Origin of the sequence: Thermogemmatispora sp. (assembly GCF_042408735.1) — a bacterium.
Classification (GTDB): domain Bacteria; phylum Chloroflexota; class Ktedonobacteria; order Ktedonobacterales; family Ktedonobacteraceae; genus Thermogemmatispora.
The window spans coordinates 41,962-55,566 of record NZ_JBHOQV010000002.1 but is presented as its reverse complement, the minus strand read 5'-3'; the positions used below and the strand labels follow the sequence as shown (position 1 = coordinate 55,566).

The following is a 13,605-nucleotide window of genomic DNA, read 5'->3' as shown; positions in this document are numbered from 1 at the left end:
CCCCACTGCAGGGCAGGTTACCCACGTGTTCCTCACCCGTCCGCCACTCCCTCCCCTCGCGGAAAGGGCGTTCGACTTGCATGTGTTAGGCACGCCGCCAGCGTTCGTCCTGAGCCAGGATCAAACTCGCCATCCAGTTCTGCTCAACCTCAGCCTCTCATCGAGACCAAGGCTCTATCTTCAGCGGCTGACTCCCCAGCCTCCGCTGAGCAAGCCGCCGCTAAGCTTTTCAGCTCTGGATAAGCGAAGGTCATCAGCGCTGTCCCACCTGAATGTGACTGTCTGCGAGCCAATCCTGCCGGCACAGCTACCTGTGCCTGGGCGTGAGAGCCAGCAAACAGCGCGACCGCAGGCGAACACAGCACATCCGCCTCTGCTGTTTTCCACTCTTCAATTGTCAAGGTGCACGCTCTATCTGTCGCTCTCGCCCCGTCGGAAAGACAGACAGAGATCAGCCGCGAGTCAAGTTGCTCTCAGGATCAATCTACGTCGCATCCAGACAGAGCGGCCCTTGCGACCGCACTTCTTTCAAGGATACGACACTGAGGACACCGTACCGCGGTTCTGAAATCTCTGTGGAGAATTTCTGCGAGAGATTTGCCGACCGTCTTTCCGTCCGGCGCGGACTTAATTATGCCATAGGGCTGAGACCTTGTCAAGGGGGATAGGGGGGAATTTTTCAAATTGGGGCCAAGATTGGTAAAGTCGGTGTTGGCCTCCTTTTGTCTGATCGGGGAGGAAGGCAAGACAGGCGAACTGCAGGCAATCTGGCCGGAGGGAGAGGTGGTCTAGAAAGGAGGAGGAGGAGGAAGGGCAGGCGAGCCTGGTGAAGCGATCCAAAGAGAGGCAAGGGCGTCGGCGCCACGCAGCGGAGGATCCGGTGCACGGCGCCGACGTCGCGCGCTCGCTCACAGCGACTCTTCTTCGTCGCTTTCGCTAATGGTATAGGGCGGCCTCTCGACGGGCACGCGATAGCCGCGAGGAGCCTGTGAGCCTTCACCAGTACCAATGGGCTGAGGCTGCTGGGTTGGCGTCGCCAGATCGCTGGTGATGGCACGTACCAGGCGCTCAATGCGATCCCAGCGCGGTGGGAAAGAGGCGGCATAGAACTTCTCATGTCCTTCGCCGTCGTAGATGTAGAGGGTGTAGTCCCGATCAATGTAGCGGTAATCGACCTTGATATAAGGGATGCGCACCAGCTCCAGCACCTGCAGGGTTGGCCGTAGGCTTGACTGAACCGCCTCAGCGCTGGCACGTCCCGAGACCGCCGCGGCCGTGCGTACTTCTTCAACGGCGGCCTGCCAGACATCGAGCGGAACCCCATCGGGCGGCGCTTCGGGATGCAGGTTCTCGTCGACCTCAGCGCTGTAGGCCAGCTCTCCCTCGGCCTTGAGCAACTGCTGCTGGGGCAGGGCCTCGGTACCAACGAAGCGCCGTCGTGTCCGCAGTTCGAAGCTGCGCACGATCTCTCGGTGGCGCACAATCTTGCCGGTTCCATTGCAGGCAGGACAGAGCACAGACCTGGCCCCTTGACAGGCCGGGCAGACACGCTTGCCGGTCACACAGTCGCAGTCAACTTCGCCATTGATACAATCGGGACAGGGGATGGTGCGCCCTTTATTGGCCGGGTCGCTGTCGAGGGGATTGGGAACCGGCAGCCCCTGCTGGCGGATCCCCTCAAAAACGGTAGAGACGCGCTCGCCAAGAGCGTTGGTTAGTTTTTCGACACGCCTCTGCAAGAAAGGCCGCTTCTTCTGCTCAGCCCAATCGGCCACGTAGCCACGCCCGCGGCAGGTCGCACAGCGCTTGCGGGTTCGTCCACGGCAGTCGGGGCAGGTAATCCACCCCCGGCCCGTGCATTCGGTGCAGAGCGCATGGCCGGTGCCATTGCAGGCTGTACAGGCCAGCAGCTCGTCGAGGCCCGCCAGCCGTGTGCGCGTCGTGGGAGGACGCAGGTCGCTGACCTCTGGCAGCTCGTAGTCCCAGACAGGCAGCAAGGGCTGCGGCTTGCTGGGGAGCTGGCCCGTGTACGGCTCACTGACGATCTCAAGCGCGCGGTGTTCCCAGCGCGTTTGCACGGTGATCTCCCAGACTTCGTCGCGGCTCATGGCAACGATATCCATGTAGGTGCCCAGGTCACGCGCCACACGCCAGTTGCCCGCGGACCAGTTGTTGACGAGCTGGCGAATTCTTTGCTCCTCGGTGTCGCTGGGGGGCACCGGCCTCGGCACCGTCTGCGATTGCTGCCAGTAGGTGCTGGCCCGATCAACTACTCGCCTGAGCTGCTGCTGAACTTCGTTGACACCTTGGGTTAAAGCCCGCCCCAGCTCTTCAAGACGCTTATCTATATCGTTCGGACCGGGCAAGCCACCCGGTGTGTTGGTACCCTGTTCCCATTCGTTGCTCATGTCTTTTGCCTCCCGGCTCTGGCTGGGCACAGCTCGCCGAGCAATCTCTGGCTGCCCACCGGCAGCGTGCGGGCTGATCAGCTCGACTATAACTGGCTTCTCACTTGCTTGCAAGCTGGCTGGGCTGCGCCCTCGCTCTCATCGCTCTATCTCTGATTACCACTTATACGCTCTAGGCCGTTGCTACGTTGTAGCCGAATCGCCCGGGCGGTGCAAGACCTGATTGAGATCTCGCCTTCCTGGCTTGCCCCCGTCGTTCGGGAACCAATGGAGCTGAGCCAACGCCCGGTTTATCTGGTCAGTCTTTTTACGATTGACCAGATCTGACGGCCACCAGACAGGGGCAACTCGCTCACACGCAGAACGCCTGGTTGCCGCGCCGGCTCCCTCCCGGCTGAGCGAGAGCGCAGGAGACAGGCTAGAGCAGAGGGACGATCTCGCGCTGCATGGGAATGCCGGTGACTTCTACTTCCCGTTCGTGGATGAGCAGGTTGATCTCGCTGCGAACGCCAAAGTCGGGCAGGTAGATGCCCGGCTCCAACGAACAGCAGGTATCTGGTAAAAGACGACGTTCATCGTGGGTTTCAAGGTTGTCGAGATGGGCCCCCTCGCCGTGTTCGGCGGTGGTGATGCTATGACCGCTGCGATGGACAAAGGCATGACCGTAGCCGGCTCGCGCGATGACGTCGCGGACGACATCGTCGACCTCGTAGGCTCGCAGAGGCTGCCCTGTCGCTAGACGCTGACGGATGAATTCCAGTCCTGCATCGCGCGCCTGACAGACGAGGGCGAAGATCTCCTGTTGCCGTGAGGGGATCTCCTCACGGCCTCCAACGAAGGCCATCCAGGTGTAGTCGGCGTAGATGGCCTCCGGTTCGGGCAGACGCGCCCAGAAGTCAATGAGCAGCAGATCGCCGCGCTGAATAGGACTGTGCTGATCCGCGGTAGGCGTATAATGCGGATTGCCGGCATTGGCGTTGACGGCGATCAGCGGCGGCTCCTCGACAAGCAGCCCCTGGTTCCGCATAAGGACCAGGAAGCGCTGCTGCACACTGTACTCATCGAGGGTTCTGCCCGCTTGTAAATCACTGGTTAGCTCTTCCAGGAGCCTGTCTTTGGCCGCTATGAGGCGCCGCCCCGCCTCACGGTGACTGGCGATCTGCCGCGCAGTGAGACGGGCAACGAAGTACTGAGCAAGATCGGCTGAGCTGACTATCTCGACTCCATAGCTGCGCACCAGCTCGATTGTTCCCGCATCAACGGCGGCAAGATAGGGAATGGCGTTGTAGGGCGAGTATTCCATAGCGACCCGCCAGCCCGGCTGCAGAAGGCTACGAAGCTGCGCATGCAGCTCCTGCCAGGAGCGGAAAATACGTTGCTCTCCCGGCAGGTTGTTGAGAACGTGCGGCTCAACGGCACTTACGAGCGCAACCGGCCTTCCCTGCGCTGGTACCCAGTAGAACCAGCGCCGGGTAAACATGCGCTCACGCGGCAGTTCCAGAATGCGGTGAGCAATGGGATTGGAACGCCGGAAATCGTAGAAGAGCCAGCCCTGCAAGCCTTCCTCTTGCAGAGCCTGCTGAATACGCTCTAGGTTCATGGGCATGGACCTTGCTCCTTTTGCTCTGATCGGCCTTCCCAGGCTGCTCCCCTGGCTCAGTGTGGCCTGGATAGGGTGAGGTGCCAGGCTTATTGTATCACTGGCCACTCTCGTCGCCTCCCCCTATTGAAACCTCCTTCTTTCTTTCTTTTCTCTCGCCCGAGAACACCCTGGCTTTGCGCTGGAGCAGGCGGCTGCTCCAGCGCGTCGCCGCAGACTAAACCCTGCTCCTCCAACCTCAGCGAGTATTCGAGGGTCGATACATCGTTATATATGAATGTTACAGGGAGATCAGGAGCGGGAACCTTCGTAGGGGGTCGCGTCGCAGAGCAGAAAGTTTTCTACTAGTGTCTCGGCGGGGTTCCAATATGACAAGCCAGGAGCAGTCAGATCCACGCGTGGGCAGCGATCAGTCATCTGCCCAGGTTCAGCCGCCGTTGGAAGAGCAAGCCACTCAGCAACTGGAGGTAGAGTCGGCGACTCCGGCCTCCGCCCTTGAGCAGCAACCGACGCTCAGACTACAGGCGCCCAGGAGGAGGCGCCGGGTGGGGCGCGTGCTGCTGGTTGCTTTGCTGCTAGTGGTTCTGCTGCTGGGGGGAGGGTTTGCCTACGGCTACTACTATTTTCAGACGGCCATCCAGGAGCCGATTTCGCACTTTGTTCATCCGGTGAGCCGCAGCAGCGAGGAGCCATCCAGCGCGCAGCCAGCCAGCGGTACCGATATTACCGGTCATGCCTGGAACATTCTCTTGCTGGGCAGCGATAACGACGGCAAATATACTTTTCCTGCCGTTCTGACCCAGGTCATGATGGTCGTCCACATCGACCCTCAGCAGAACCAGGTCTTCCTGGTCTCCATCCCACGCGACTCCTGGGTCTTTATTCCCCAGGTGGGAGGCATGCATAAGATCGATCAGGCTTTTTTTCTGGGGGCTATTCAGCACAATAGCTTTGACGATGGGGTACGCCTGGCGCGCCTGACCGTCGAGAAGGACTACGGTATCACCATCGATCGCTATGCCTGGGTAGGGCTGGATGGCTTTGCTAAGGTGATCGATACGTTGGGCGGTATCGATATCGATCTCACCCACCCCATCGTCGACGATACCTATCCCGACGATGTAGGGAGCGGCGCCACTGATCCCTATGGCTATCGACGCCTCTATCTGCCGGCAGGCCCCCAGCACCTGACAGGCGAACAAGCTCTGGAATACGTTCGCTCGCGCCATGCCGACCTGGTCGGCGATATCGGGCGGACGCAGCGCCAGCAGCAGGTACTGGAGGCGTTGAAGAAGAAGCTGGACGTAGCTAACGTCATTGAGCATCTTTCATCGCTCATCGCTGATCTGCAGGGCAAGGTCTACACGGACATCAGCGAGGGGGAAATGATCGGCTTCGCCAACTATGGCCGGACGCTCTCCTCTGGCTCTATCCACCAGGTGACGCTCGGTCCCGGACCTGGCAACCAGAACTACGGGACGATCAGCACGGTCTACGATCCTTCCACCGGCAGCAATCAGTCGGTGGTTCTGCCCATTTGCGCCAACATTCAGCCGTTGATTAACAGCATTTTCGGCCTTGGCGACGCCGAGAGCTGCCACGTCTCCGGCGGCTGAGCTGCGCCCCTCTCGCGCGCTCAGAGGCCGATAGTTGCCCGGCACGGCACCCCTACCGTCCGTCCGAGCGTCGTGCCGCCCTCGCCTGAGCACCCACAACGGTCGCTGGGCGAGCTGGCCAGGGCACGGCGCTCGCCCACCACCACCAGCAGCGGCGATGTGCTACAATAGGCTCCAGAGAAACTCTCAGCCCAAGGAGCCTTCGTGATTGAGCAGCAAGCCGCACCCGCAGGCGGCATTTCGTCTGACCCCGTCCGCTATTTGCAGTTTGAGCATCTGCTCCAGTTCCCAAATCTGGTGCACGCTATTTTTACTCGCCACGGCGGCTGTAGTCAGCCGCCCTGTGCCGGCTTGAATGTCTCCGCCAAGGAGGACAGCAGTCCGGAGGCGGTGGCCACCAATCGCCTGCTCGCGCTGCAGGCTCTTGGTCTGGAGAGCTGGCCCTGCGCGACGGTCTGGCAGATTCACAGTGCCGAGGTGGCCCTGCTCGAGGGAGATCGCTGGGAGGACTGGCTTGCGGACTGGCCCTATCGGGCTTTGCAGGTGGCTGGTCGTGAGCTAGTCTGGACTCCACGCCCTCGCCGCAAGGCCGACGCCATTCTCACAGCCGAGCGCTCCGTGTTGCTGGCCATGTCCTTTGCAGACTGCCTGCCGCTGCTCTTCTATGACCCGCGGCGGCAGGTGATCGCTTTGGCCCACGCGGGCTGGCGCGGCACGGCGCGCGGGATCGCCCTGACAACGGTTGAGGCCCTCCAGCAGCATTTCGGCTGCCAGCCCACCGACCTGCAGGTCGGCATCGGACCAGGCATCGGCGTCTGCTGCTATGCGGTTGATGAGCCGGTGCGCGATCTTTTCTATGGCCGGAGCGAGTTCGCCGAGCTGCCTGTCCGCCCAGATCTGCGTAACCTGGTGGCGGAGTCCGCCGTATTCTCTCTGGTACCCGCCTCGCAGGAGGCGCTCACCGCTTCTGATGAGCTACAACTCCATCTCGATCTATGGGAGACAAACCGCCGTCAGCTTTTGCTGGCGGGGGTCAGGGCCGAGCATATCGCCATCGCGGGTCTGTGCACGGCCTGCCACCAGGAGGACTTCTTTTCCTACCGCGCCGAGCGGGGACGTACGGGCCGCTTCCCGGTCCTGCTGGCTTTGCGCCCAGACGGAGCTTGAAGGTAGGAGTCTGGCTTGATCTGGCCGGATGGCCGGGTAGCGAGCAGCCGGCTCGCTGCGCGACAGCGGCTATCACAGGGGCAGCCTGGAGCAGAGGGCAGGAGGGTTTGTCAATGGCAGAGTCGTATGCCTATGGTGCACAAGAGCAGCTAGCCGAGCAGTTACAAGAACGGCTGGCGACCAATCTGGCACACGTGCGCAGCCGCATCGCCGAGGCCGCTGCGCGGGCGGGCCGGCGCCCCGAGGAAATCACCCTCGTGGCGGTCTCAAAAACATTCCCTGTCGAATTTGTCAAGATCGCGTATAATCTTGGCGTGACCGATTTCGGCGAGAACCGGGTGCAGGAAGCGCTGCCCAAAATCGCGGCTTTCCATCCGCCGACCTTGCGTTGGCATATGGTCGGCCGCCTGCAAAGCAATAAGGCGAAAAAAGTGGCCGAGGCTTTTGACTGGGTGGAAAGCGTCGAGAGCTGGCACAGCGCTCAGGCCCTCAATCGTCACGCCGGCTCTCTGGGACGACGCCTCCCCGTCTTGCTGGAGGTAAACGTGGCCGGCGAGACGAGCAAGGGCGGAGTCAGTCCCGAGGAGCTGCCCGCGTTCGCCCGCCAGGTGGCTTCCCTCCCCCAGTTGGAGATCGAGGGCCTGATGACCGTGGCTCCCCTGGTGAGCGATGCCGAGGAGGTACGCCCCGTTTTCCGGACCCTGCGCCAGTTGCGTGATCACCTGCGCACGCTGCTGCCGCAGTGTTCCTGGCAGCACCTCTCTATGGGCATGACCGACGATTACTGGGTCGCCATCGAGGAAGGCGCTACTATCGTGCGCCTCGGACGGGCGATTTTCGGCGAGCGTCCGCGACAGTGAAGGATAGGATGATGAAACCTGGCGATTTTCTCTTTAGCCGCCGCATGCGGCAAAACCATGCGCTGGAGCATGCTACTGTGACTATCCTGAGCCGGATGGTCCCCGATCTGCGGGTCTCCGCCCGCGCGACCACCGACGGCTTTCTGATGTTCGGCAGCGACGTTGACCTGGAGGTCCTACGCCGCGCCACCGAGGAGGCTCTCCAGCGCTTGCAGGCCGGCGAGGCCGAGCTGGCCATTCACCCTAATTGCGGCACCAACCTGGCCGTGGGAATCTCTCTGGTGACCATCGGGACAATGCTCGGCTTCGCCTCTTCGCGAACCCGTACGCGGGTCACGTCAACGGTTCTTTCTTCCCTGGCCGGGCTGCTGGCCGCACGCCCCCTGGGAGAGCTGGTACAGAAGTATGTTACCACTTTGCCAGACCTGCGCGGCGTGCGCGTGACCGACATCAGACGCCGCAAGCTTCTCGGCCTACAGGTGATTGAGGTCCGTACTGCTCAGGAGTGATGCTATGTTCGGTCTGCCGATCCCAATCCTCCACTGGATCATTCAGTATGGCATTGGCCTCATCCTCTTTACGCTGGTCTTACGGGTGATCATCTCCTGGATCGGCCTCGATGAACGCTACCCCGTCGTCCGCTTTCTGGCAAGCTATACCGAGCCTTTCATTAAACCGGTGCGCAACATCGTGCCACCAGTCATGTTTGTCAACTTCTCGATGATGGTGGCATTCTTTGTTCTCTATACGATCATGTTGCTGCTTTTGCAGGCACTGCCCCCAACATGGTAGCAGCGGAGCACGGTGAGAGCAAGACCTTACGGATCCAGGTTCGTGTGACGCCGGGTAGCCGGCGGGAGGCACTGGAGTGGGACGGCTCGTCACTGCGAGCCTGGGTGCGGGCGGCGCCACACGAGGGCAAGGCCAACGCGGCGCTGATCGCCTTGGTGGCGCGCTCTCTGGGGATCAGACGGCAGCAGGTGAGCATCGTGCACGGCGTCGCAGCGCGTGAAAAGCTCCTGGCCCTGGAGGGCCTCACCCGAGAGGAGTTCCAGCGTCGCTTAGATCGCACTAGCTGAGCGACTCGGATCCTGACCGACAGCGCCGCGAGCCGCTCACTTGCTCGTCATGGCTGAGGTCCAGACAGGCAAGCTGGCTGGCTGAATGGGGGAGGAAACGCTCCCTGCCCGGACGGCGAGCGAGCGCCGGAGGCGGACAGAGGATTTCCTCCCCTCAGAGGAAGGCACCCGCCTCAGAAGTGCTCGGTTTCAAGGCCCCGCAAGATCTGGTCGGCCTCTTCAGGCGAGAGCCGCCCCTCGGCCACCATGCGCAGCACGGCGGCGCGGGCCTCGGCCACCTCGCCGCTGCGCTCATACCGCCCGCCAAAGGCACTGGCGCCTGCACGCCAGCTATAACGCTGCTGCCTCTTGATCTCGCGGACGACCTCGGCGACCTCGCGTCCCACCTCGCGGCCCAGACGTCCGACCTCTTCTCCCACAGCGGCCAGCTCGCGCCCCAACTGCTGACCCACCTGACTCCAGGCCGGTCCCCACAACCAGGGCCAGGCCGGGCTTTTGAGTTCCCAGACCGTTGGCGCGCCCGCTCCGCGCAGGCTCAGGTCGCCTCCGACCTGCAGCAGCAACGTGGCGGCTCCCTCACCGTAGGTGAGCGTGACGGTGCTGCCATCCGGCACTGGGGCACTCACACCACTGACAGAGCCACAGACCGCCGCCTCAATTCTAAGGTTGGCCTGCTCGGGCACGATGATGCGTGCATCCCCCCCGACGCGCAAGCGCGTATAGCTGCCCGGCGAGAAAGTGCCAGCCAGGGAGAGATCGCCACCAATGGCACCGGCATCAACGGCGCCGCTGACTTCGCGCAGGTCAACGTCGCCCCCGACATGCCCCAGCCGCAGCGAACCAGCCAGTGCTATGCCACTGACATCGCCACCGACGTTGCCCAGCTCGCTCTCGGCGACCAGCGCCTGCAAGATGACATCGCCGCCAACGTTGCCGGCCTTCAGGCGCAGCGCCTGGACGACGCGCAGGTCACCGCCAATATTTCCCAGGACCAGCTCGGCTTCGGCGTTCTCCTCGAGGCGACAATCGCCGCCAACATTGCCAGCCTCACAGCGACGCCGCACCTGCTGCGCCTCCAGGTCGCCCCCAACGTGATCGATATCGGCCTCCTCCAGCACGCTCAGCCGGGCACTGCCTCCAATACCGTGGCGCACCCGCAACCTTCCCAGGTTACGGGCCTGCAGATCGGCGCCACAGGCCAGAACCTCTACCGGCTCTTGAATAGCTTCGAGAACAAGATCGCCTTCGCAGTCCCTGAGCCGGACCCCACCACTGATCTCGCTCAGAACCACATTGCGCGCCTGCTCAAGGCTAAGATGACCGCTCAGGCGCCTCACATAGAGATCGGTGATGGCCCTCGGCCTCCCCAAGAAACGGCTGCCCAGGGGAATGCGCAATGTCAGGTCCCCCACACCACCGCGGATCTTGAGAAGGCCATGCTCCTGGCTGATCTCGGGCAGCTCCCCAGCCGCCTCAACGGCGATGCTGCTCTCTTCCCAGGCTCTGACCTCGAGGCTCCCCGCCAGGTCCTCGACACTCACACGCGGATGCCGACCAGCAGGAAACAATTGTTGCTGTACCATAGCCTTTCTTCCTCTCTTTCCTTTCCTTCTATCTTTGTCTCTCGACCTTCCGCCCGACTGCCCGCGAGGAGGAACCTGCTCCGCCTCGCACGCGGCCTGCCGCGGAGTCTATAATTCTTCATCTCTATGGCTATTAGCGCCAGTTCTTATGGAATTTTATCACAACCATGAAAGAAAATCAATATCTGAATGCCAAATAATGCCAAATTAGTGGGGAAATTTCTTGGGGAGGAGAGAGAAACCTGGCAGGGTTGCCCGTCCTGCTTGCTGATCAGTAGAGGCTGGTAGGACGGGCAACCCTGGCTCAGCGGGGGGGTGGCTATGAGCGGCTCGCTTGCCATGCCAGCCACAGCGAAGAAGGGGCGGCCTCCGCCTCTTCTTCGCTGTGGCTACTTGAAGAACTTGCCTTCGATGGTAGCAATCTTGATGTGGCCCTGGGTATCCACGTAGAGGACAACGACCGCCTTGTCTACGGGGTCGCCGGTGCTGGCGAAGGAGATCTGGCCACTAATGCCCTGGATGGCCTTACTGCCGCTGATGGTGGCGAGGGCCTGGCGCAGCAGACTGCCTGTCAGGCCTTGCTGGTTGCTGCCTCCCGTCAGGACTCGCCGGCACCCTTCCAGCAGGGTTTCGGTGGCATCATAGGCCAGGATCGTATTGAAGTCGGCCCGCGTGTAGCCGTAGCCGCTGTGTTGGCCGTTGCCGCTATAGAGGCGGGCGTAGTCGCTGAAGAAGGCCGGCAGGGAACGTCCCAGATAGCTCCATTCATCTGGGTAGGCAAAGGAAGTAAAGTGCAGACGTGAAAAGACCTGCCTGACGTCGCTGTAGCCCTGGGGCTGGTAGAGAGCATCTCCTCCGAGGACAGGGAGCTGAGCGAAGGGGCCGCTGGTTGGCAGATACTTGAGCAGCGGCGTAATATCGCTGGCGTAGCCTGCGAAGTAGATGAGATCGGGATTCTTGCCCAAGGCATCCGAGAGCAGCACCGGAAGCCGGTCGGTTTGGCTGCGCTGATAATGTTCCTCTACGACGACCTCTCCTCCGCCCTGGACAAAGGCCGCGCGGAAGTCGCGGAAGAGACTACTGCTGTAGCTGTCGCCCTGATCATAGAAAGCGGCTACGCGGCGGGCATGCAGGGTCTCCAGAGCATAGCGAGCCGCGGCGCTGGCCTCGCTCTGATTCGATGGGGCCACGCGGAAAAAGTAGGGCGAGAGGCCGGTGAGTTGGTCGCTGGAGGCCGTCCCCGAGACCATCGGGATCTGAGCCCGGGCCAGGACCCCGACAGCATTGATGGTCTGCGAGCTGAAGGGCCAGCCCATGACTCCCACAATGCTGCCATCTTTGCGAGCCGCCTGAACAATCTGCTGGGCCACGGTGCCGGCATAGTCGCTTTCGCTGCCCGAGTTGGCAATGAGCAGACGCAGTTTGAGACCATTGAGGCCGCCGGCGTCGTTGAACTCACGCTGGGCCACGTAGGCGCCCTGCAGAATCTCGCGTCCGACATCGGTGTCAGGCCCGCTCAGCATGGTGCCAATGACGAGCGTCAGGTACGGCGAGCCGGAAGCGATGACGCGCAGGTTCTCCTGATAGATGAGGGCTTCGGCATCGTTGGAATCATCGGCGATGGCCTGCGCGAGATAGGACTGCGCGGTGGCGTAATCGTCGGCTTTGAAGCTTTGGGCCGCTTGCTGCTTGAGGCCGGCATCTCCGCTGGGACGCGTCGTGTCGAAGACAACGCTCCCATCGCTGAGGCCGAGTAGTTCTGACTGGCCCTGTGAGTTCTTGATGGTGAAGGCCCCTATGCCGTTGATGTTGGCCGGCAGGGCCGTGCTCGCCGCTGTGGGAGTGCTCTGCGTCTGCGTTCCTTGCAGGCGCTGGCGGAAGCCACTGAAGGCTCCAAGGGCGATCGCGGCGATGAGTACCAGCACAAGCAACAGCACAAGAAAACTGGCGAGCATCTGGCCATTGAAACTCCGCTTGCCGGGCAAGCCAGGCTGAATGGCTCGCTGAGGCTGACTGGCCTGCCAGATCTGGCGCTGGTGCTGGCTTGTGGTCGGGCTGGTGACCGGCCCCAGTCCACTGGGACGTGTCGGCAGCACAGTCGGCGGAAGCGGCGTAACGGGATCACCTCCGACTGTGCTCGCCGGGGGAGTCGCGGTCGGCGGAATAGCCCGGCTGCGATTAATGCTACCGCTCTGTGGGCGCGTCCTGGTAATGGGATGCGCTCCGGTGGTCAGGGTAGCCCCCAGAAAGCCAAAGCGCTCCTCCAGGATCTGGTCCACTTCCTGCTTCATCTCGCTCGCGCTCTGGTAGCGCCTGCTGATGTCGTTCTGTAGGGCACGGCTCAGTAACTGCTCAACTTCGGGCGAGAGCCGCGGATTGAGACTACGCACCGGCGGATAGACAAATGGCGGGTGCTCACGTGGGTCACGGTTGGTCAGCAGATGGTGCATGGTGGCGGCCAGCGCATAGAGATCCGAGCGCGGGTCTGCCTTCCCCTGATACTGCTCCGGCGGCGCGTAGCCGGGCGTCCCCAAAGCGCTTGTTTGCTTGCGCGCCGCACCCATGGCCAGATCGGGGCGGGCAATGCCGAAGTCAACGAGGTGGGCGCGGCCATCGTTGTTGCTGATGATAATGTTGGCCGGCTTGACATCGCGATGGACAATGGGCGGCTTGCGGCTGGCCAGATATTCCAGGACCAGGAGGATATCGGAGGCGTAGGTCAGCACTTCCCCCTCGGGAAGAGGCCGCCCCAGGCGCTCCAGGCGCTCTTCGAGGTTCTCACCAGCGACATACTCCTGCACCATGAAGTAATGCGAGCCTTCCTGAAAGTGGTCGGTCACCGCCGGAACGAGAAAGTGATCGACGCTGGCTAATGTCGCTACCTCGCGCTTGAAGTTGCGGACGTCCTCCTGCAGTTGAGAGAGGTCGCTGCTCTCAGAAATCAGCTCCTTGATGACGACGAGCTTGTTATTGAGGCGCGTGTCTTCGGCCAGGAGCACCGCCCCCATTCCTCCCTCGCCCAGGATTTGCTTGATCACATAGCGATCGTTCTGGAGCCGGTCACCGGGCCGCAGAGAGGTTGAGACCTTCAGTCCCAGGTCCAGGGCATCCTGCCCACCTGGCGTTACTGGCGCCTGGCCAGCGCTGCTTAAAGGGTCCGTTCCGGCGACCAGACGCCTGCCGCACTGGTTACAAAAGCGCCCGCCCGGACGGTTGTCAGCACCACAGTAAGGGCATCTCATGCTCAGCCTACCTTATTATCTACAAACTCTTGACCTTGCTGGCTTCTTGC

General features: G+C 62.0%; 10 protein-coding genes and 1 rRNA gene. 6 read left to right on the top strand and 5 right to left on the bottom strand.

Going from position 1 to position 13,605, the window contains the following annotated elements; all coding sequences use genetic code 11:
- The 3 genes from ACFMO7_RS00420 to ACFMO7_RS00410 all read right to left on the bottom strand — a co-directional run.
- Window positions 1-136: ribosomal RNA gene (locus ACFMO7_RS00420) — 16S ribosomal RNA — on the bottom strand; the annotation flags it as partial.
- A gap of 772 nt (window positions 137-908) precedes the next feature.
- Window positions 909-2,408, bottom strand: coding sequence for a hypothetical protein (locus ACFMO7_RS00415; RefSeq protein ID WP_376793563.1), 1,500 nt, complete (start codon window positions 2,406-2,408; stop codon window positions 909-911).
- Window positions 2,409-2,826: 418 nt separating this feature from the next.
- Window positions 2,827-4,008: a M24 family metallopeptidase gene (locus ACFMO7_RS00410; protein WP_376793562.1), complete on the bottom strand. Its 1,182-nt coding sequence runs from the start codon at window positions 4,006-4,008 to the stop codon at window positions 2,827-2,829.
- Between the two features lie 368 nt (window positions 4,009-4,376).
- Between ACFMO7_RS00410 and ACFMO7_RS00405 the strand changes: the two genes are divergently transcribed.
- The 6 genes from ACFMO7_RS00405 (at window position 4,377) to ACFMO7_RS00380 (ending at window position 8,730) form a co-directional block, all read left to right on the top strand.
- Window positions 4,377-5,624, top strand: a complete 1,248-nt coding sequence (locus ACFMO7_RS00405) for an LCP family protein (protein WP_376793561.1) — start codon at window positions 4,377-4,379, stop codon at window positions 5,622-5,624.
- A 204-nt stretch (window positions 5,625-5,828) separates the two neighbouring features.
- The gene (gene pgeF, locus ACFMO7_RS00400) at window positions 5,829-6,791 is read left to right on the top strand and encodes a peptidoglycan editing factor PgeF (RefSeq protein ID WP_376793560.1); all 963 of its coding nucleotides are present in this window, start codon (window positions 5,829-5,831) and stop codon (window positions 6,789-6,791) included.
- Window positions 6,792-6,904: 113 nt separating this feature from the next.
- Entirely contained in the window at window positions 6,905-7,651 is a 747-nt protein-coding gene (locus ACFMO7_RS00395; protein WP_376793559.1) for a YggS family pyridoxal phosphate-dependent enzyme, read from the top strand.
- A gap of 8 nt (window positions 7,652-7,659) precedes the next feature.
- Entirely contained in the window at window positions 7,660-8,160 is a 501-nt protein-coding gene (locus ACFMO7_RS00390) for a DUF6391 domain-containing protein (RefSeq protein WP_376793558.1), read from the top strand.
- 4 nt (window positions 8,161-8,164) lie between these two features.
- Window positions 8,165-8,443 carry a YggT family protein gene (locus ACFMO7_RS00385; protein ID WP_376793557.1) on the top strand — a complete coding sequence of 93 codons (279 nt, stop codon included), beginning with the start codon at window positions 8,165-8,167 and terminating at the stop codon, window positions 8,441-8,443.
- On the top strand, window positions 8,437-8,730 hold the full coding sequence (locus ACFMO7_RS00380) for a DUF167 domain-containing protein (protein ID WP_376793556.1): 294 nt from the start codon (window positions 8,437-8,439) through the stop codon (window positions 8,728-8,730). The genes ACFMO7_RS00385 and ACFMO7_RS00380 overlap by 7 nt, the downstream gene beginning before the upstream one ends.
- Window positions 8,731-8,903: 173 nt before the next feature.
- On the opposite strand, the gene ACFMO7_RS00375 is transcribed toward ACFMO7_RS00380, so the two are convergent.
- The gene (locus ACFMO7_RS00375; RefSeq protein WP_376793555.1) at window positions 8,904-10,313 is read right to left on the bottom strand and encodes a hypothetical protein; all 1,410 of its coding nucleotides are present in this window, start codon (window positions 10,311-10,313) and stop codon (window positions 8,904-8,906) included.
- Between the two features lie 389 nt (window positions 10,314-10,702).
- Window positions 10,703-13,555 carry an ABC transporter substrate-binding protein gene (locus tag ACFMO7_RS00370; protein WP_376793554.1) on the bottom strand — a complete coding sequence of 951 codons (2,853 nt, stop codon included), beginning with the start codon at window positions 13,553-13,555 and terminating at the stop codon, window positions 10,703-10,705.
- Window positions 13,556-13,605 lie beyond the last annotated feature (50 nt).